This is a genomic window from Burkholderia sp. HI2761 (assembly GCF_002223355.1).
Taxonomy (GTDB): domain Bacteria; phylum Pseudomonadota; class Gammaproteobacteria; order Burkholderiales; family Burkholderiaceae; genus Burkholderia.
In genome coordinates, this window is sequence record NZ_NKFN01000002.1 from 21,660 (window position 1) to 39,196 (window position 17,537).

The 17,537-nt window shown below is 67.9% G+C and carries 21 protein-coding genes; 3 read left to right on the forward strand and 18 right to left on the reverse strand.

Translation table 11 applies throughout. The annotated features are described in order from the left end of the window. Positions 1–90: 90 nt before the first annotated feature. From CFB46_RS04265 to CFB46_RS04330, 14 genes are all read right to left on the reverse strand, one after another. Positions 91–768, reverse strand: a complete 678-nt coding sequence (locus CFB46_RS04265; RefSeq protein WP_089499358.1) for a response regulator — start codon at positions 766–768, stop codon at positions 91–93. A 13-nt stretch (positions 769–781) separates the two neighbouring features. Further along, positions 782–2,149: a sensor histidine kinase gene (locus CFB46_RS04270; protein ID WP_089499359.1), complete on the reverse strand. Its 1,368-nt coding sequence runs from the start codon at positions 2,147–2,149 to the stop codon at positions 782–784. Between the two features lie 88 nt (positions 2,150–2,237). Then, positions 2,238–3,086: an ABC transporter permease gene (locus tag CFB46_RS04275; RefSeq protein WP_179235036.1), complete on the reverse strand. Its 849-nt coding sequence runs from the start codon at positions 3,084–3,086 to the stop codon at positions 2,238–2,240. Between the two features lie 47 nt (positions 3,087–3,133). Next, positions 3,134–3,931 carry an ABC transporter ATP-binding protein gene (locus tag CFB46_RS04280; RefSeq protein WP_027783102.1) on the reverse strand — a complete coding sequence of 266 codons (798 nt, stop codon included), beginning with the start codon at positions 3,929–3,931 and terminating at the stop codon, positions 3,134–3,136. A gap of 114 nt (positions 3,932–4,045) precedes the next feature. Then, a complete protein-coding gene (locus tag CFB46_RS04285; RefSeq protein WP_027783103.1) occupies positions 4,046–5,050 on the reverse strand; it encodes an ABC transporter substrate-binding protein in 1,005 nt (334 codons plus the stop codon). 183 nt (positions 5,051–5,233) lie between these two features. Then, entirely contained in the window at positions 5,234–6,016 is a 783-nt protein-coding gene (gene fliR, locus CFB46_RS04290; RefSeq protein WP_089499361.1) for a flagellar biosynthetic protein FliR, read from the reverse strand. A 23-nt stretch (positions 6,017–6,039) separates the two neighbouring features. Beyond that, entirely contained in the window at positions 6,040–6,312 is a 273-nt protein-coding gene (gene fliQ, locus CFB46_RS04295) for a flagellar biosynthesis protein FliQ (protein WP_006401718.1), read from the reverse strand. Positions 6,313–6,329: 17 nt separating this feature from the next. Continuing rightward, entirely contained in the window at positions 6,330–7,091 is a 762-nt protein-coding gene (gene fliP / locus CFB46_RS04300; RefSeq protein WP_027783106.1) for a flagellar type III secretion system pore protein FliP, read from the reverse strand. A 36-nt stretch (positions 7,092–7,127) separates the two neighbouring features. Further along, positions 7,128–7,706 (reverse strand): flagellar biosynthetic protein FliO, encoded by a 579-nt coding sequence (gene fliO, locus CFB46_RS04305; protein ID WP_089499362.1) that lies wholly within the window; start codon positions 7,704–7,706, stop codon positions 7,128–7,130. Next, complete coding sequence (gene fliN, locus CFB46_RS04310) at positions 7,703–8,191, reverse strand: flagellar motor switch protein FliN (protein WP_089499363.1); 489 nt, start codon at positions 8,189–8,191, stop codon at positions 7,703–7,705. Before fliN ends, fliO begins: the two co-directional genes overlap by 4 nt. Then, positions 8,184–9,182 (reverse strand): flagellar motor switch protein FliM, encoded by a 999-nt coding sequence (gene fliM / locus CFB46_RS04315; RefSeq protein WP_027783109.1) that lies wholly within the window; start codon positions 9,180–9,182, stop codon positions 8,184–8,186. The genes fliN and fliM overlap by 8 nt, the downstream gene beginning before the upstream one ends. A 22-nt stretch (positions 9,183–9,204) precedes the next feature. Then, a complete protein-coding gene (fliL, locus tag CFB46_RS04320) occupies positions 9,205–9,705 on the reverse strand; it encodes a flagellar basal body-associated protein FliL (protein WP_179235038.1) in 501 nt (166 codons plus the stop codon). A gap of 250 nt (positions 9,706–9,955) precedes the next feature. After that, on the reverse strand, positions 9,956–10,678 hold the full coding sequence (locus tag CFB46_RS04325) for an LrgB family protein (protein ID WP_179235040.1): 723 nt from the start codon (positions 10,676–10,678) through the stop codon (positions 9,956–9,958). Between the two features lie 13 nt (positions 10,679–10,691). Then, entirely contained in the window at positions 10,692–11,165 is a 474-nt protein-coding gene (locus CFB46_RS04330) for a CidA/LrgA family protein (protein WP_089499456.1), read from the reverse strand. 141 nt (positions 11,166–11,306) lie between these two features. Between CFB46_RS04330 and CFB46_RS04335 the strand changes: the two genes are divergently transcribed. Beyond that, a complete protein-coding gene (locus CFB46_RS04335; protein WP_089499366.1) occupies positions 11,307–12,233 on the forward strand; it encodes a LysR family transcriptional regulator in 927 nt (308 codons plus the stop codon). Positions 12,234–12,258: 25 nt separating this feature from the next. On the opposite strand, the gene CFB46_RS04340 is transcribed toward CFB46_RS04335, so the two are convergent. From CFB46_RS04340 to CFB46_RS04355, 4 genes are all read right to left on the reverse strand, one after another. After that, positions 12,259–12,645 (reverse strand): type II toxin-antitoxin system VapC family toxin, encoded by a 387-nt coding sequence (locus CFB46_RS04340; RefSeq protein WP_089499367.1) that lies wholly within the window; start codon positions 12,643–12,645, stop codon positions 12,259–12,261. Beyond that, entirely contained in the window at positions 12,642–12,890 is a 249-nt protein-coding gene (locus CFB46_RS04345) for a type II toxin-antitoxin system Phd/YefM family antitoxin (RefSeq protein WP_027783115.1), read from the reverse strand. Before CFB46_RS04345 ends, CFB46_RS04340 begins: the two co-directional genes overlap by 4 nt. A 107-nt stretch (positions 12,891–12,997) precedes the next feature. After that, positions 12,998–14,560, reverse strand: a complete 1,563-nt coding sequence (locus CFB46_RS04350; RefSeq protein WP_027783116.1) for a DHA2 family efflux MFS transporter permease subunit — start codon at positions 14,558–14,560, stop codon at positions 12,998–13,000. A 179-nt stretch (positions 14,561–14,739) separates the two neighbouring features. Beyond that, positions 14,740–15,228, reverse strand: a complete 489-nt coding sequence (locus CFB46_RS04355; RefSeq protein ID WP_089499368.1) for a MarR family winged helix-turn-helix transcriptional regulator — start codon at positions 15,226–15,228, stop codon at positions 14,740–14,742. A gap of 174 nt (positions 15,229–15,402) precedes the next feature. Here CFB46_RS04355 and CFB46_RS04360 point away from each other — a divergent pair, with 174 nt between their 5' ends. Both CFB46_RS04360 and CFB46_RS04365 read left to right on the forward strand, forming a co-directional pair. Further along, a complete protein-coding gene (locus tag CFB46_RS04360; RefSeq protein WP_089499457.1) occupies positions 15,403–15,684 on the forward strand; it encodes a multidrug ABC transporter ATPase in 282 nt (93 codons plus the stop codon). 281 nt (positions 15,685–15,965) lie between these two features. Further along, a complete protein-coding gene (locus CFB46_RS04365; protein ID WP_027783119.1) occupies positions 15,966–17,537 on the forward strand; it encodes an efflux transporter outer membrane subunit in 1,572 nt (523 codons plus the stop codon).

The window sequence follows — 17,537 nt, forward strand, 5'->3', positions numbered from 1 at the left end:
GCGTGCGGAAGCGATTGCGGCGAACACCTCGCCGACTTCGATGACGATTCGTGATACGAATTGATGTGATGAGCCGCGCGAGCGCGCCCGTCAATCGTGCGCGCTCTTCATGCGCAGGATGTAACCGAGCCCGCGCAGCGTGATGATCTCGGCGGTGCTGGCCGCGAGATGCTTGCGCAGCCGGTGGATATAGATGTCGATCGCGTCGGCGCTGGGCTCGTCGTCGAGCGCGAACACGCTGTCCATCAGCCGCGACTTCGACACCGTCTTGTTCTGCTGCAGCATCAGCGTTTCGAGGATCGCGTGCTCGCGGCGCCGCAGTGCGAGCACGGCGTCGCCGCAGCGGAATTCGCGCGTACCGAACGCATAGACGAGATCGCCGCACACGAGCTGCGTCGTGCCGACGCCAGCCTGCCGGCGGATCAGCGCGCGAATCCGCGCCACCAGCTCGCGCGACTCGAACGGCTTCACGACGTAATCGTCGGCGCCCGCGCCGAAGCAGTCGACCTTGTCGTCGACCGAGCCGTGCGCGGTCAGCATCAGCACCGGCACGTTGTCGTTACGGCGCCGCAGCCGCGCGAGCACTTCCTTGCCGCTGATGCCGGGCAGGCGCATGTCGAGCAACACCGCGTCGTAGCGTTCGGTCTTGAGCACCGTGTCGGCCCGTTCGCCGTCGCCGACGCAGTCGACCGCGAAATCCTCGCCGCGCAGCAGGTTCACGATCCAGTGGGCGAGCTCGGCGTTGTCTTCGACCAGCAAAAGTTTCATGACGGTGTTCTCTTCAATCGAAAGCGGGCAACCGCACGGTCACGACGATACCGCGATTGCCGGGCCCCGGCGCGAGCGACGCGCTGCCGCCGTGCGCCTGCGCGATCTCGCGCACGATCGCGAGCCCGAGGCCCGAGCCTTCGGTGTCGGCCGATACGCGGTAGAACCGCTTGAACACGTGCGGCCGCGCTTCGGCCGGGATGCCGGGGCCGTCGTCGACCACGTCGAGCACGATCGCGTCGCTCTCGCGCCGCGCGGCGACCGTCACGCAGCCGCCCGGCTGCGTGTAGCGCACCGCGTTGTCGACGAGATTCATCACCAGCGCGGTGAGCAGGCTGTCGCTGCCCGCGACGTCGAGCCGCTCGCCGAGATCGGCGCCGAGGTCGATGTCGCGCCGCTGCGCGAGCACGATCGTCTCCTCCAGCACGCTCGACACCACGGCGGCCAGGTCGACGCGGTGGGTCAGCAGCGTCGGCGGCGTCGCCTCCGCGTGCGCGAGCAGCAGCAGCTTGTCGGTCACGTCGGCCATCTTGCGGCTGCTGCGCTGCATGCTGTCGAGCACCGACGCGAGCTCACGATCGTCGTTGCCGCGCTGCTGCGCGTACTGGATCTGCGTATCGAGCACCGCGATCGGCGTGCGCAACTGGTGCGCGGCATCCGCGATGAAGCGGCGCTGCGTGGCCGTATGCGTGTTGAGCCGCGCGATGCACTGGTTGATCGCGTCGACGATCGGCCGCAGTTCGTGCTGCAGCCGCTCGGGGCGGATCGGCTCCAGTTCCATCGGCCCGCGATCGGCCACGTCGTCCTTCAGCTTCATCAGCGGGCGCAGCTCGAGGGTGAGGCCGAGATAGACGAGCACCACCGCGAGCACCAGCATCAGCGACAGGCGCACGAGCTGCGGCCGCCAGATCGTGGCGACCATCGCGCCGTACGAACGCGTCGTCTTCGCGACGACCACGGTGACCGTCTCGACCTGCCCCTCGTCGTACAGCTGGCGGTCGTAGGCCACCGCGCGCAGCGGTACGCCGTCGAGCGACGTGTCGTACGGCGTCGGTTCGACGCCGTGCCGCGCGGGCACGTCGAGCACCGGATTGCCGGCGAGCAGGCGGCCGTGGCCGTCGATCACCTTGTAGAACACCGAGTCTCCCGACGGCGATTCGAAAATCTCCAGCGCAGCCGGCGGCACGTCGGCCGCCGGCCGCCCGTTGCGCCATTCGACGTCCTCGCCGATCGTGCGTGCGGACGCGACGAGCGCGCTGTCCTGCACGAGCCCGGCCGTGGTCCGCGCGGTGTCGTACGACATCGCGCCCGCGATCAGCACGAACACCGCGAGCGGCAGCAGCAGCCACCACAGCAGCCGCCCGCGCAGGCTGTGCGCCATCCTGTTGCGCTCCTTCTCGGAAATGCCGAACCGCGCCGGGGTCGCCGGCGCGGTCGGAGGTGTCATGTCAGGCGTCGGCCGCCAGCGTTCAGAACGCCGCGGGGCGCCACTTCAGCAGCCGCTTCTCGATTCGCGTCAGCAGATAGTCGGCGGCCAGCGCGACCACGGCCAGCACGATCATCGCCGCGAACACGCCGCTCGCGTTGAACGCGCCCTGGGCGGTGGAGATTAACAGCCCGATCCCTTGCTTGGAACCCAGGAATTCGCCGACCACCGCACCGACCAGCGCGAAGCCGAAGCTCACGTGCAGGCTCGCGAGAATCCAGCTCAGCGCGGACGGGATCACGACCGCCGTGGTGATCTGCCGGCGCGATGCGCCGAGGATCTGCGCGTTCGCGATCAGGTAGCGGTCGGCTTCGCGCACGCCCTGGAACGCGTTGCCGAACACGACGAAGAACACCATCACGACGGCCAGCGCGATCTTCGACGCCATCCCGAGGCCGAGCGCGATCACGAAGATCGAGCCGAGCACGACGCGCGGAATCGAGTTCGCGATCTGGATATAGAGGCCGAACACGTCGGCCATCAGCTTGTTGCGGCCGAGCACGATCCCGCAGATCACGCCGGCAACCGAGCCGATGATGAAGCCGATCCCGGTTTCCTCGAGCGTGACCCACACCTGCGTGAGCAGCGGGCCCTGCGACGTGCCGTTCACGAACCAGTCCTGGATCTGCTCGAAGATCAGCGACGGCATCGAGAAGAAGAACGGATCGATCCACTTCAGCCGTGCGGCGAGTTCCCACCCGCCCAGCACGATCACGAGCACGGCGATCCGCAGCGTGACGATCAGGTTGCGCCGGCGGCGCAGCCGGCGTTGCGCGGCGCGCTCGTCGTCCTCGAGCGTGGTCGCCGGAAGGGCGGTGGTGGGAAGCGTCATGTCGGTCATGCTCCTGTCCTTGCTGTTCTTGCCGTACGGCGTATGCGTCAGCCGATCTGCACTTCTTCGCGCAGGTCGTGCCAGATGTCCTTGGAAATTTCGATGAAGCGCGCGTCGTAGCGCACTTCCGACATGACGCGCGGGCGCGGCAGATCGATTTCGTACACGCGCTTGAGCGTCGCGGGGCGTGCGGTCAGCACGAATACGCGGTCGGCGAGCGCGATCGCTTCCTCGAGATCGTGCGTGACGAACACGACCGAGCCCTTGTTCGCTGACCATAGCTGCAGTAGCTCGTCCTGCATCAGCGTGCGCGTCTGCATGTCGAGCGCGGAGAACGGCTCGTCCATCAGCAGGATTTCCGGCTGGTTGATGAAGGTCTGCGCGAGCGCGACGCGCTTTCTCATCCCGCCGGAGAGCTGGTGCGGGTAGTGCTTCGTGAACTTGTCGAGGCCGACCTTGCGGATCCATTCCTCGGCCTGCGCATACGCGACGTCCTTCGAGCGGCCGCGGAACAGCGGGCCGGCCGCGACGTTGTCGATCACGTTGCGCCACGGGAACACCGCGTCGGCCTGGAACACGAAGCCGATGCGCGGGTCGATCCCGTCGACCGGGCGGCCCATCACGCGGACGTCGCCCGACACGGGCTTGAGCAGCCCGGTGATCAGGTTCAGCGTCGTCGACTTGCCGCAGCCGGTCGGGCCGACGATCGCGACGAATTCGCCGCGCGCGACGCTCATGCTGAAGTCGCGCAACGCGACGGTGGCCTTGCCTTCCGGCGAAATGAAGCGGCACGACACATTGCGAAACTCGATCGCCGGTGTGCTCGGAGAAACTGCCTGATTCATCGCATTCGTCCTGCGGGTGAGGAGAGCGCCGCGTGCTGCGGCGGCGCCGGGCCGGTCAACCGGGCCGGAACGGGGAACGCACGGCGGCGGGATCGCCGCCGCCGGCGTCGCTGCTTACTTCGCGTTCACGAAGTCGTTCGTGTACGTGCGCGCCAGGTCGATGTGCTTGCCCTTCACCGACGGATTGAACGCCGACAGCACCTTCAGCACCGTCGCCGGGCCGTCGGCCGGCATCTTCGCGTCGGCGGTGTACATCGGCAGCGACGCCTTCAGCGCGGCCACGTACAGCGCCTTGTCCTTCTGGTAGTCGGCCGGCATCTTCGCGGCGATTTCCTCGGCGCTGTGCGTGTGGATGAACTGCATCGTCTTCGCGAACGCGTGCGCGAGCTTGGTCGCCTCCGCCTTGTGCGCGTCGGCCCAGGCCGACTGCACGTACAGGCTCGCGGCCGGGTAGGTGCCGCCGAGCGCGGCGCGCGTGCCGTCGACGGTGCGCATGTCGACCAGCACCTTCGCATCGCCCATCTTCTCGAGCGCGGACACCGTCGGCTCGGTCGTCATCCCGGCGTCGATGCGGCTCTGCTTGATCGCGGCGATGAAGCTCGCGTCGGCGCCGACCGGCAGCATCGTGTACTGCGTCGACGGCACGCCGTGCGCCAGCGCGAGGTATTGGGTGAGGAAGCTCGTCGACGAGCCGAGGCCCGTCACGCCGAGCGTCTTGCCTTTCGCGTCGCCCATCGACTTGAACGTCGGCGCGGCCTTGGTCGACACCATCTCGACTTCGCCCGGCACCTGGCACAACACGGCGATCGCCTTCACGTCCTTGCCCTTGCTCTGCAGGTCGACCGTGTGGTCGTAGAAGCCGACGACGCCTTGCACGGCGCCCGCGAGCAGTTCGTTCTCGGCGTCGACGCCGGCCGGCTGCGACAGCAGCTCGACGTCGAGCCCTTCGGCCTTGAAGTTGCCGAGCTCCTGCGTGAGCCGCGCGGGCAGATAGATCAGCTTCGCGATCCCGCCGACCATGATCGTGATCTTGCCGCCGTCGTCGGCGAGAGCAGGGTGAGCGGCGAGCGCGCAGCTCAGGCTGGCTGCAACGGCGAGGGTGCGCAGGATGGGTCGCATGGGGTCGTCTCCGTTCGTTGTATTCATGGCGCGATGCTTGCTGCATCGTCACGACGAGTATAGGGAGGAGAAACCTTCTGCAACCTTTCGCGGGTTGGCTGAACCTTTAGGGGTTTTCCAGCAACGGAGGGCCGGAACGGGGTGACAGACGCCGAGGGAGGGTGAAAGGGGCCGGCCAGACGCCTAGCGCCACCCGATCAGCACACGCCCCATCGCATCGAGCCCCATGTCGAACAGATGCGACACGAACGGCACCAGGTTCGGCACCATCAGCTGCACGAGCAGCAGCCCGACCAGCATCGTCACCGGAAAACCGACCTGGAACACGCCGATCTGCGGCGCCGCGCGGTTCAGGATGCCGAGCGCGAGGTTCGCGATCAGCAGCGCCGCCACCACCGGCAGCGCGAGCAGCAGCCCCATCTCGAACACGGTCGCGCCGAACGCGGCGAGCGTGCGCCAGCCCGGCGCGTGCAGCAGGTCGCCCGACACCGGCAGCGACTGGAACGACGCGGCGAGCGCCGCGAACACTTGCAGGTGGCCGTCCACCGCGAGGAACGCGAGCATCGCGACCGCGTTCAAAAAGCGGCCCATCACCGGCGTCGCGCCGCTCGTATGCGGATCGAAGAAGGTCGCGAAGCCGAGGCCCATCGACAGCCCGATGAAGTCGCCGGCCGCCTCGACGGCCGCGAACACGAGCTGCATCGTGAAGCCCATCGCGACGCCGATCAGGAACTGCGTGACGAGGATCCAGATCCCCGGCGCGGAGAACACGGTGACGTCCGGCATCGCGCCGAGCGTCGGCGCGACGACCAGCGCCATGAACGCGGCCAGACCGATCTTCACGCGCACGGGCACCGCCGCGTGGCCGACCACGGGCGCGGTCGCGACGAGCGCGAGCATCCGCACGAACGGCCACAGGAACGCCGTGAGCCAGCCGTTGAGCTGCGCGTAGGTAACCGAGAACATCGCCGCCGGGTGCTGCGCGCCGCTCAGCCGGCGCCGAGCGTCGCGACGTGCAGCAGCGTCTGCCGCAGGTAGTCGAGCATCGTCGTCAGCATCCACGGGCCGGCGATCACGAGCGTCGCGGCAACCGCGAGCAGCTTCGGGATGAACGACAGCGTCGCTTCGTTGATCTGCGTCGCGGCCTGGAACAGACTCACGACGAGGCCGACCGCGAGCGCGACCAGCAGCAGCGGGGCCGCGAGCAGCAGGCCGACCATCATCGCCTGGTGCGCCAGCGTCATCACTTGTTCGGGCGTCATCGCGCGTGTTCCTCCGCTTACGTGAAGCTCTGCGCGAGCGAGCCGATCAGCAGCTGCCAGCCGTCGACCAGCACGAACAGCATCAGCTTGAACGGCAGCGACACGGTGGACGGCGACACCATCATCATCCCCATCGACATCAGCACGCTCGCGACAACCATGTCGATGATCAGGAACGGGATGAACACCGTGAAGCCGATCTGGAAGCCGGTCTTCAGCTCGCTCGTGACGAACGCGGGCACCAGCAGCGACAGCGGCACGTCCTCGGGGCCCTGCATCGGTGCGGCCTTCGAGATCTTCGCGAACAGCGCGAGATCGGTCTCGCGGGTCTGCTTCAGCATGAAGGTCTTGAACGGCGCGACGCCGCGCTGCACGGCCTGCTCCATCGGCATCGAGCCGTCGGAGAACGGCTTGTAGCCGTCGTTGTACGCACGGTCGAGCACCGGCGACATCACGAAGAAGGTGAGGAACATCGCGAGGCCGACGAGCACCTGGTTCGGCGGCGTCGTCGCGGTGCCGAGCGCCTGGCGCAGCAGCGACAACACGATGATGATGCGCGTGAAGCTCGTCATCATCAGCAGCATCGCCGGCAGGAACGACAGCATCGTGAGCAGCAGCATCGTCTGCACGCTCAGCGAATAGGTGGTGCCGCCGTGCGGGCCCGGGCTCGCGTTGAACGCGGGCAGGCCGTTCGCCTGCGCGTAGACAAGCGCGGGGGCGAGACAGAGGATCAGCACGGGCGCGATGCGCGCCGCGCGCCGCAGGATTGCGTGTTTCATCGGAATGCGAGGTCTGAAAAAGGGCGCGGCGCCATGTCAGCGGTCCTTGCCGCGACCGAGGCGTTTCGCGGCTTCGCTCGCGAGCGCGTCGCGAAACCGCGAGCCGAAGGTGCCGGGCAGGCCGGCGTCGGACGTATTGCCGCCGGCGGACGCGTCGGCCGAGGTCGAACCCGCGGTCGCGGCGGCCGCCGCCGCCGAACCGGCCGGCAGCGTATGCAGCAGGCGCACGTTGCCCGGCGCGACGCCGAGCACGAGCCAGGTGTCGCCGATCTCGACGATCGTCGCGCTTTCCTTCGCGCCGAGCCCGACGCTCGACACGACCTTCAGCGGGCCGCCGCGCCGCGCGGGCTGGAAGCCGAAGCGGCGCGCGAGCCATGCGCACGCGAACACGAGGCCGATCACGACCGCGAGCCCGACGAGCGTCTGCAGCACCGCGCCGATGCCGAGCGACGGCGCGGCCGAACCGACCGTCACGTTCGACGCGATCGAACCGGCGTGGTTGACCGCGTTCATGTCGGCGGCGCCGGCCGGCGCGCACGCGATCGCCGCGGCGACGGCAAGCGCCGTCGCGGAGATCGCGCCGCATGCGCGCTGGACGGGCATCACGATGTTCAACGATTCAGCTTCCGGATGCGTTCGGCCGGCGTGATGATGTCGGTCAGGCGAATGCCGAACTTGTCGTTGACGACCACGACCTCGCCCTGCGCGATCAGGCAGCCGTTCACGAGCACGTCCATCGGCTCGCCGGCCATGCCGTCGAGTTCGACGACCGACCCCTGCGCGAGCTGCAGCAGGTTGCGGATCGCGATCTTCGTGCGGCCGAGCTCCACGGTCATCTTGACCGGGATGTCGAGGATCATCTCGATGTCGTTGTGCGTCGAGCTCGCCGCGGCCTTCGACAGCGGCTGGAACACGCCGGCGCCCGTCGCACCCGCCTGCACCGGCTGCTCGTTCTGCTCGGCGAGCGCGGCCGCCCAGTCGTCCATGCCCGGATCTTCCTCTGCCGCGGCCGGCGCCTGCGCGTCGGCGACCGACGCCGCGAGGGCTGCATCGGCCATCGCCTGCATGTCGTCGTCGGGCGTCTGGTTCAGCTCACTCATATCCACCTTCCTTCATCGAATCGCTCGCGCCGATCATCTTCTGCACGCGCAACGCATATTGACCATTGAAAATTCCGTAGCCGCATTCCATCACCGGCACGCCGTCGACCTTCGCGGTGATCGTGTCCTCGATCTCCAGCGGCAGCACGTCGCCCGCGCGCAGGTTCAGGATCTTCTCGAACGTCGACGAGATCTCGGCCAGATTCGCGGTCAGCTCGACCTCGGCGGCCTGCACCTGCTGCGACAGCACGCGCACCCAGCGGCGGTCGACTTCGAGCGCCTCGCCCTGGATCGGCGAGCTGAGCACGTCGCGGATCGGCTCGATCATCGAGTACGGCATGCAGATGTGCAGCGTGCCGCCCGTCGGCCCGAATTCGATCGAGAACTGCGTGACGATCACGATCTCGTTCGGCGTCGCGACGTTCGCGAACTGCGTGTGCATTTCCGAGCGCACGAATTCGAACTGCAGCGGCCGCACGCTCTTCCACGCGCTCGCGTAGTGCTCGAACACGAGGTTCAGCAGCTTGCCGATGATCCGCTGCTCGGTGGCCGTGAAATCGCGGCCCTCGACGCGCGTGTGGAAGCGCCCGTCGCCGCCGAACAGGTTGTCGACGACGAAGAACACGAGGTTCGGGTCGAACACGAACAGCGACGTGCCGCGCAGCGGCTTCACGTGCACGAGGTTCAGGTTCGTCGGGATCGGCAGGTTGCGGGTGAACTCGCTGTACTTCTGCACCTTCACCTGGCTCACGGAGATTTCCGCCGTACGCCGCATGAAGTTGAAGATGCCGATCCGCAACAGGCGCGCGAAGCGGTCGTTGATGATCTCGAGGCCGGGCATCCGGCCGCGGACGATTCGCTCCTGCGTCGCGATGTTGTAGGGGCGGACGCCCGATGTGTCGCGCTGCTCGTCGACCGCATCGGTTTCGCCCGTGACGCCCTTGAGGAGGGCATCGACCTCCTCCTGGGACATGAACTCCTGGTGACCCATACGCGCTCCTTTCTCGGCCGCGTTACTGGACGACGAACTCGGTGAACAGGACGTCGTCGACCTTCGCGCGCTGGTTGCCCGGCTGCGTCGGCTGCTCGATCAGGTCCCGCAGCTCGTTCGCGAGCGAACGTTTGCCGTCCGGCGTCGCGAGTTCCTCTGGATGCTTGTTCGACAGCGCGAGCAGGATCCGGCTGCGGATTTCCGGCATCCGCGCGGTCAGTTGTTCCTGCGCCTTCGGGTCGGTGAGCTTCAGCGACAGGCCGACGCGCAGGTAGTGCTGCGCGCCGTCGTCGGACTGCAGGTTCACGGTCAGCGGGTCGAGCGCGAAAAACGCCGGCGCGGCAAGCGGCGCCGGCTCGGCGGGCGTGCTCGCATGGCCGACGCCTGCCTTGCCCAGGAACACGTACATGCCGCCGGCGGCGGCGGCGGCCGCGCCCAGCGCGATGACGGCGATGAGCGCGATGCGCTTGAACTTGCCGGATGAAGCCGGCTTGTCGGCGGTCGGGGTTGCGGTCGTGGCCATGTGAATGCGTGCGTGATGTCTCGTAGCATGCATTGTTCGGCATCCGGGCCGAGGCCGATGGGCGGAAAAGAGGGGGGAATTGCGGCTATCTCAGCCGATTGTCCCGATGCTCGGCCGGGTGTCGGCTCGATGCCGGGCAGCAACGGCGGGGAAAACGAGAGGTGGGGCGGAGCGCCGGCGGGAGTGGGCCGTCAGACGGAGCGAGCGGGCAGAACGGCTGGGCGGGCGGTTGCCGCCGCCCCGTGCATCGTCAGATCGGCAATAGCGACAGCAGCGGCGCGATCAGCACCATCGCGACGCCCGCGCTCATCATCGTCAGGCTCGACACGACGCCTTCCTCGCTGCCGATCTCGCGCGCCTTCGCCGTGCCCACGCCGTGGGCGGCCGCCCCGAACAGCGCGCCGCGCGCGAGCCGCGTGCGCATCGGCACGAGCGCCAGCACCAGTTCGCCGAGCAGCATCCCGCAGATGCCGGTCGCGATCACGAAGAGCGCCGTGAGATCCTTCGGCGCGTGGATCTTGTCCGACACGGCGAGCGCGAACGGCGTCGACACCGAGCGCGTCATCAGCGAGCGCTGAAGCTCGGGCGACAGGTGCAACAGCTTCGCGAGCAGCAGCGACCCGCATACGCCCGCGGAGATCCCGACCGCGACGCCGACCGACAGCGACAGCCAGTGGCGGCGGATCAGCTCGCGATACTCGTAGATCGGCACCGCGAACGCGATCGTCGCCGGGCCGAGCAGCCACATCAGCCAGCGCGTGTCGCGGAAATAGACCGAATACGGGATGCCGGTCAGCAGCACGAGCAGCACCAGCACGCCCGGCACGAACACGAGCGGCGAGAACAGCAGCGTCTTCTTGTACGCATAGAGCCGCTTCGACGCGAAATAGAGCACGACCGTCAGCACGAAACAGCCGACGGAGATCGCGGTATTCACGCGGTCGGCGGGCAGGGTCGAAAGCGCGGCGAGCATGGGCGGCTCCAGCTCAGTGAGCGACGGCGCTCAGGCGCGTACGGCGGCGCTCGGCGAAGACGCGCTGCGCGGCGAGCCGACGTTCGAGCTTCGCGGCGAGATCGACCGCCACGGCCACCGCGACCATCACGAACGCGGTGCCGGCGAGCATCACCAGCGCGATGCGCCAGCCGTCCTCGCGGAACAGCCCGCCGTACTGCACGGCCGCGACGGCGGCCGGCACGAAGAACAGCAGCATGTCGGACAGCAGCCAGTTTGCGCCGTCCTTCACCCATGCCGGTGCGACGCGGCCCGAGAACAGCAGCGCGAGCAGCACCGCGAGGCCGATCACGCCGGACGGAATCGGCAGCCCCATCTTGCGCACGGCCCAGTCGACCGCCATCCACAGCACGCCGAGCGCGGTGGCCTGCAGCACGATCCGGCCCGTGTGCGCGAGGTTGCCCGACGCGGCAGGGCGGGCGGCGGCAGTGGCGGTCGGCTTGTTCATGACGGGCTCCATCCAGATGTTTCGGTCGATGGCGTCAGTATAGGGTTTCCCCTAACCATAAATAAAATGACTTGTCTCTATCCTTGTCATTCCAATTCGGAATTCGTTTTGATGTTGCCGCACCAATGTGGGGAGTGATCGATGGAATTGCGCGCGCTGCGGTACTTCGTCGAGGTGGTTCGCCAGCAGAGCTTCACCGCGGCGGCCGACAAGCTGTTCGTCACGCAGCCGACCATCAGCAAGATGGTGAAGGCGCTGGAAGACGAGATCGGCTCGCCGCTCCTGCTGCGCGACGGCCGGCAGATGGTGCTGACCGACGCCGGGCGGATCGTGTTCCAGCGCGGCCAGGACGTGCTCGCCGCGCAGGCGCAGCTGCAATCGGAGCTGAACGATCTCGGCACGCTCGGACGCGGCGAGCTGACCATCGGCGTTCCGCCGCTCGGCGGTTCGCTGTTCACGCCGATCATCGCCGCCTACAAGCAGCGCTATCCGAACATCGAGCTGAAGCTGTTCGAGCAGGGCGCGCGGATGATCGAGGCCGCGCTGATGTCGGGCGAGCTGGAGCTCGGCGGGCTGCTCGAGCCCGTCGATCCCGGCACGTTCGAGCGGCTGCCGATGGTGCGTGCGCCGCTGTGGCTCGTCGCGCCGCGCGAGTCGCGCTGGGAGGAGCACGCGGCCGTGCCGCTCGCGGATCTCGCGCGCGAATCGTTCGTGTTCTATGCAGAAAGCCTCGCGCTGCACGATGCGGTGCTCGATGCGTGCCGGCAGACCGGCTTCACGCCGTCGATCGTGAGCCGCAGCGGCCACTGGGATTTCATGGCCGCGCTCGTGCATGCGGGCGTCGGCATCGCGCTGTTGCCCGAGCCGTATTGCCGGCGGCTCGACGCGGGCCAGTTCACGTGCCGGCCGATCGTCGAGCCGGAAATCACGTGGGCGATCGCGCTCGGCTGGCTGAAGAAAGGCTACCTGTCGCACGCGGCGCGGGCGTGGCTCGACGTCGCGCGGGCGACGCTGCCGCTCGCGCCGGGCGACGATCTCGCGTTTGGCGGATTGCGGGCGCGGGAATGAAGGGTGGCGCCCTGGCTCGGCGCGATCAGACGTGCCGAATCGGGCCCGGATACCGGGCAACCGTATGGTCGTGCGTGAGCAACGTGACGCCTTCCGAAATCGCCTGAGCAATCAGGAGCCGGTCGAACGGATCGCGATGCACTGCCGGCAGTTGTTCGACTGCGAGAACATGCGCGCTCGCGATCGGCAATTCGACGTAGCCGGCGTCGAGGAGATTGCGACGCAGCACGTGCGGATCGACCTGAAAATCGTCGCGGTCGAGCCCGCGCTTGATCACGATCTCCCAGAGACTGGCGACGCTGAACAACAGGGTATGGGCGGGATCCTCGATGAGCGTACGGGCACCATCCGGCAATTCGGTCGCGTCCGCCGCCGCCCAAAGAATCAGGTGCGTGTCGAGCAGCAGTTTCACGCGTCGCCCTCGAACAGCTTCCGGATGGCCTCGTCACCCATCGTGTCGAAGTCGGCCGGCACCACGATCTGCCCCTTCATGAAGCCGATCCTGGGCGGCCGGGTCGCCTCGGGCGCATCGATCGGCACAACCTTGACGAGCGGCTTGCCGGCCTTCGCGATCACGAAGGGTTCACCCGCGTGAACTGCCTCGTCGATCAGACGCGACAGGTTCGTCTTCGCGTCATGCATGTTGTAGGTCTGCATGGCCATCCCTCAAATAAACTAAGTTTAATACAACATTAGCTTAGTTCATATGGTGCATGTCCGCAACACCGCGGTCGCCTGCCGACAGGCCTGGCCGCGCCCGACCGTCAATGCCCCATCGCCGGCCCCGCGCCCTTCTTCGGCTTCGTGATCCACACGAGCGCCGCGAGCGCGATGAACATCACCGCCGACAGGTGGAAGAAGTCGTTGGTCGCCATCATGAAGCCCTGCTGCGTGACGAGCTGATTGAGTTGCGCATTGGCCGTCTGCCCGACGATGCCGAGCTGCGCGAGCGCGCCCTGGTAGTCGGTCGTGTTCTGCGCGTAGACGCTCACCGACTCCGACAGCCGCGCATGATGGTAGATCGCGTCGTTCTCCCAGAACGTCGAGCTGGCCGCGGTGCCGATCGCGCCGGACAGCGTGCGCAGGAAATTCGACAGCCCCGACGCGCTCGCGAGCCGCTCGTCGGAGATGCTCGACAGCGTGATCGTCGTCATCGGCACGAAGAAGCACGCGACGCCGATGCCCTGCACGAGCCGCGGCAGGATCACGTGGTTGAACGGCACGTCGAGCGTGAACGTCGCGTTCCACAGCGACACGCCCGCGAACACGATGAACGCGAAGCTCGCGACCATCCGCAGGTCGAGCCGGTGCATGTTGCGGCCGATCAGCGGCGACAGCACGAGCGCGAGCAGCCCGACCGGCGCGGTCGCGAGGCCGGCCTTGCCGGCCGTGTAGCCCATCACGGTCTGCAGCCACAGCGGGAAGATCACGACCGAGCCGAAGAACGCCATGAAGCCGAACGAGATGATCAGCGCGCCGAGCGCGAAGTTGCGGTCCTTGAAGAGCGTGAGGTCGACCACCGGCTCCTTCTCGGTCGCCTCCCACACGAGCATGAACGCGAGCGACACGACCGCGATCAGCGCGAGCGCGACGATGAACGACGAGTTGAACCAGTCGCGGTCCTTGCCGAGGTCGAGCATCATCTGCAGGCACGACACGCCGATCACGAGCAGCGCGAGGCCGATCGCGTCGATCCGCTGTTTCGACGTCTTCGTTTCGCGACCGCGCAGCAGGAAGTACGCGCAGGTCGCCGAGAACACGCCGATCGGCAGGTTGATGTAGAAGATCCACGGCCACGTGTAGTTGTCGCTGATCCAGCCGCCCAGTAACGGACCGAAGATCGGCGCGACGATCACCGTCATCGCCCATAGCCCGAGCGCGAGCCCGCGTTTCGCGGGCGGGTAGCTGCGCATCAGGATCGTCTGCGACAGCGGCACCATCGGCCCCGACACGAGGCCCTGCAGCAGCCGGAACGCGATCAGCGTCTCGAAATTGGTCGCGAGGCCGCACAGCGCCGACGCGATCGTGAACGCGAGCACCGACATCGTGAACAGCCGCACCTCGCCGACCCGGCGCGCGAGCCAGCCGGTCAGCGGCACCGCGATCGCGGACGCGACCGAGTACGACGAAATCACCCACGTGCCTTCGCTCGTCGCGACGCCGAGGCTGCCCGAGATGGTCGGCACCGCGACGTTCGCGATCGACGTGTCGAGCACTTCCATGAAGGTGCCGAGCGCAAGCCCGACGGTCAGCAGCGCGAGCGCGCCGCCGGTCAGCGGCGCGGGTTCGGCAGCGGGGGAGGGGGCGGATGCCGTGGTGGCGGACATCGGAATCTCCTAGACGCGGCGCGCGCGACGCGCCGGCACAACGCACGGACGCGCGATGCAGCGCGGCCCGGCCGGGTGGAATGAAAAAGGGAAAAAGCGGAGCGCGTGCCTCGTCATTTTCTGCCCAGACAGAGAAATAAGCGAATGTTTAACTTGGACATGAGGGGGCTCCGCGCGCATCAGCAGTCGGGTTCGTCGGGCTTCGGGCAGCCGGTCGAACCGAGCCCGTTGGCGATGAAGCGCTGCAGCAGGCCGGTGAGCGTCGCGAGTTCGTCGGCCGAGAAGCCTTCGAGCTGCGCATTGAGCACGGTCGCGACCAGCGACGGCAACGCGCGGGCGGCTTCGACGCCGCGCTCGGTCAGCGTCAGCTCGATCATCCGGCGATCCTGCTCGCTGCGCGTGCGGGCGATCAGCCCCTTGCGTTCGAGCCGGTCGAGCATGCGCGTCATCGAACCGCTGTCGTACGACATCTTGCGCGACAGTTCGAACGGCGTGCGTGCGTAGCCGCGCGACAGCAGCAGGATCACGCCGATCTGCTGCGCGGTGAGGTCGAGCGGCTCGAGCGCGCGATCCATCCGCTCGACGAGCGCCTGCTTCGCCTTCGACAGGTAATAGCCGAGGCTCGTTTCCAGCGCGATGTTCTCGGGATCGTAGAGGCCGCCGGTCATACGATTGCGCGCGCAGCAATAGTGCGTTTCGGGTTAAAACGCGTCCAGTATCTTGAAAAATGATTGCTTAGTCAATATTATTTGAGTCAACCAGTTACGACGTGCATGTTGCACTGCCGGAGACTATGTTCTGACCGATTGGCCCGCGCTGCCGGGCACCCGAGGATGTTCGCGATGCTGTTCCTGAAAAATGCCGCCGGCGCGCTGCGCCGCAACCTGAGCGATACCGCTCATCATGTGTTTTCCGGGCCGCACCGCGGCTGGAAAATCGCGCTGTACGTGACGATGCTGGTCGTGCCTGGCGGCTCGCTCGCGGCGCTCGGGTTCGCGTGGTTCGATCATCGCCGGCAGCGCAACGCGAAGGGCGGCGTCCGCCGCACGAGCCAGCCGGCCGCGACGGAGCCGTCGACATGGCGGGCCGCCGAACCCGTCGCGGCGCCCGTGCGCTGCCACTGACGCCGCACCGCCTGCGCGCGCCACACCATCCGGCCTGATCGCCGGCCGCGTCACGCGCGGCCGGCGTCATCCCCCCGTTCGCACGCCCGTTTTCCCGCAAGCAAGCCGTAATGGCCGGTAAACCGGCCGGTCGCGCCGGTAACACATCCGGCCCGCCGCGCACCGTACCCTTAGGGCTGCGCAGCTTTCCCGCCGTCAGTTACCATTTGTCCGCCAGCGGCATGACGACCGCACCGCGCGGCGCCGCCCGCCGGTCGCCGCGCCCAGACAGGAAAACCACCATGCCGTACACCTCACTCCCGCGCGCCGTTCGCCCGCTGAGCGCCGCCGTCGCCATTGCGACGGCCGTGCTGCTCGCCGGCTGCGCCGTCGGGCCCGACTATCACCGGCCCGACACGTCGATCCCCGCCGCCTTCAAGGAAGCGCCGGCCGGCTGGAAAGTCGCGCAGCCCGCCGATCGCGCCGACCGCGGCGCGTGGTGGACGGTCTACGGCGACCCGCAGCTCGATGCGCTGATCGGCAAACTCAACGCGTCGAACCAGACCATCGCGCAATCGGCGGCCGCCTACCGGCAGGCGCGCGCGCTCGTCACCGAGGCGCGCGCCGCGTATTTCCCGACCGTCGGGCTGACCGCATCGGGCTCGCGCGCGCGGACGCCGCGCACCTCGCTGTCGTCGGGCTCGTCGTCGAATTTCGGCAGCGGGTCGACGGGGTCGATCAACAACAGCTACAGCGTCGGCCTCGACGCCAGTTGGGAACCCGATCTGTGGGGCAAGGTGAGCCGCACCGTCAGCGCGCAGCGCGCCGGCGAAGCGGCCGCCGCGGCCGATCTCGCGAACGCGCGGCTGTCGCAGCAGGCGCTGCTCGCGCAAACCTATTTCCAGTTGCGCACGTCCGATGCGCTGCAAAAGCTGCTCGACGACACCGTGAAGTCGTACGAACGGTCGCTGCAGCTCACGCAGAACCAGTACGCGCAGGGCGTCGCCGCGCGTGCGGACGTGATCCAGGCGCAGACGCAGTTGCAGAGCGCGCAGGCCGCGCAGATCGACAATGGCGTCGCCCGCGCGCAGTACGAGCATGCGATCGCGACGCTGATCGGCGAACCGGCGTCGACCTTCTCGCTGCCGCCGAACCCGCTCGCGGCCGAGCCGCCGATCACGCCGGTCGACGTGCCGTCCGCGATCCTCGAGCGCCGGCCCGACATCGCGGCGGCCGAGCGCCGCGCGGCGGCCGCGAACGAGCAGATCGGCGTCGCGATCGCCGCGTTCTTCCCCACGCTCACGCTGTCGGCCACCGGCGGCTTCCAGAGTTCGGTGTGGTCGCAGCTGTTCACGTTGCCGGCGCGCTTCTGGACGGTCGGCCCGCAGCTCGCGGCCACGCTGTTCGACGCGGGTCTGCGCGCCGCGCAGACCGACGCCGCGCGCGCGACCTACGATCAGGACGTCGCCGCCTATCGCCTCGCGGTGCTCACCGCGTTCCAGGACGTCGAGGACAACCTCGCGTCGCAGCGCATTCTCGCGCAGGAAATCGACGTGCAGCGGCAGGCCGTCGACAGCGCCGAGCACTCGCTCGCGATCGTCACGAACCAGTACAAGGCCGGCACGGTCGCCTACCTGAACGTGCTGACCGCGCAGACCACCGCGTTCACCGCCCAGCAGAAGCTCGCGACGATCGCCGGCCAGCGGATGGTGTCGTCGGTCGGGCTCGTGAAGGCACTCGGCGGCGGCTGGAACGTATCGGAGATGGCGCGCGAGAACGGCGACATGGCCGCGCCGGCGCCTTTGCCGGCGTCCGGTGCGGCCGCGCCCGCGGCCACCGTACCGTCGGCCGCCGCGCAGCTCGCGCAGAAGTAG

Bases quoted from the DNA above. Each gene is read 5' to 3' on its own strand.
- CFB46_RS04325 (WP_179235040.1), bottom strand. From the start codon at position 10,678: ATGCTCGCCGCGCTTTCGACCCTGCCCGCCGACCGCGTGAATACCGCG.
- CFB46_RS04265 (WP_089499358.1), bottom strand. From the start codon at position 768: ATGAAACTTTTGCTGGTCGAAGACAACGCCGAGCTCGCCCACTGGATC.
- fliQ (WP_006401718.1), bottom strand. From the start codon at position 6,312: ATGACGCCCGAACAAGTGATGACGCTGGCGCACCAGGCGATGATGGTC.
- fliL (WP_179235038.1), bottom strand. From the start codon at position 9,705: ATGGCCACGACCGCAACCCCGACCGCCGACAAGCCGGCTTCATCCGGC.
- CFB46_RS04330 (WP_089499456.1), bottom strand. From the start codon at position 11,165: ATGAACAAGCCGACCGCCACTGCCGCCGCCCGCCCTGCCGCGTCGGGC.
- CFB46_RS04285 (WP_027783103.1), bottom strand. From the start codon at position 5,050: ATGCGACCCATCCTGCGCACCCTCGCCGTTGCAGCCAGCCTGAGCTGC.
- fliP (WP_027783106.1), bottom strand. From the start codon at position 7,091: ATGAAACACGCAATCCTGCGGCGCGCGGCGCGCATCGCGCCCGTGCTG.
- fliM (WP_027783109.1), bottom strand. From the start codon at position 9,182: ATGGGTCACCAGGAGTTCATGTCCCAGGAGGAGGTCGATGCCCTCCTC.
- CFB46_RS04280 (WP_027783102.1), bottom strand. From the start codon at position 3,931: ATGAATCAGGCAGTTTCTCCGAGCACACCGGCGATCGAGTTTCGCAAT.
- CFB46_RS04275 (WP_179235036.1), bottom strand. From the start codon at position 3,086: ATGACGCTTCCCACCACCGCCCTTCCGGCGACCACGCTCGAGGACGAC.
- CFB46_RS04355 (WP_089499368.1), bottom strand. From the start codon at position 15,228: ATGACCGGCGGCCTCTACGATCCCGAGAACATCGCGCTGGAAACGAGC.
- CFB46_RS04335 (WP_089499366.1), top strand. From the start codon at position 11,307: ATGGAATTGCGCGCGCTGCGGTACTTCGTCGAGGTGGTTCGCCAGCAG.
- fliR (WP_089499361.1), bottom strand. From the start codon at position 6,016: ATGTTCTCGGTTACCTACGCGCAGCTCAACGGCTGGCTCACGGCGTTC.
- CFB46_RS04365 (WP_027783119.1), top strand. From the start codon at position 15,966: ATGCCGTACACCTCACTCCCGCGCGCCGTTCGCCCGCTGAGCGCCGCC.
- CFB46_RS04360 (WP_089499457.1), top strand. From the start codon at position 15,403: ATGCTGTTCCTGAAAAATGCCGCCGGCGCGCTGCGCCGCAACCTGAGC.
- CFB46_RS04345 (WP_027783115.1), bottom strand. From the start codon at position 12,890: ATGCAGACCTACAACATGCATGACGCGAAGACGAACCTGTCGCGTCTG.
- CFB46_RS04350 (WP_027783116.1), bottom strand. From the start codon at position 14,560: ATGTCCGCCACCACGGCATCCGCCCCCTCCCCCGCTGCCGAACCCGCG.
- CFB46_RS04270 (WP_089499359.1), bottom strand. From the start codon at position 2,149: ATGGCGCACAGCCTGCGCGGGCGGCTGCTGTGGTGGCTGCTGCTGCCG.
- fliN (WP_089499363.1), bottom strand. From the start codon at position 8,191: ATGAGTGAGCTGAACCAGACGCCCGACGACGACATGCAGGCGATGGCC.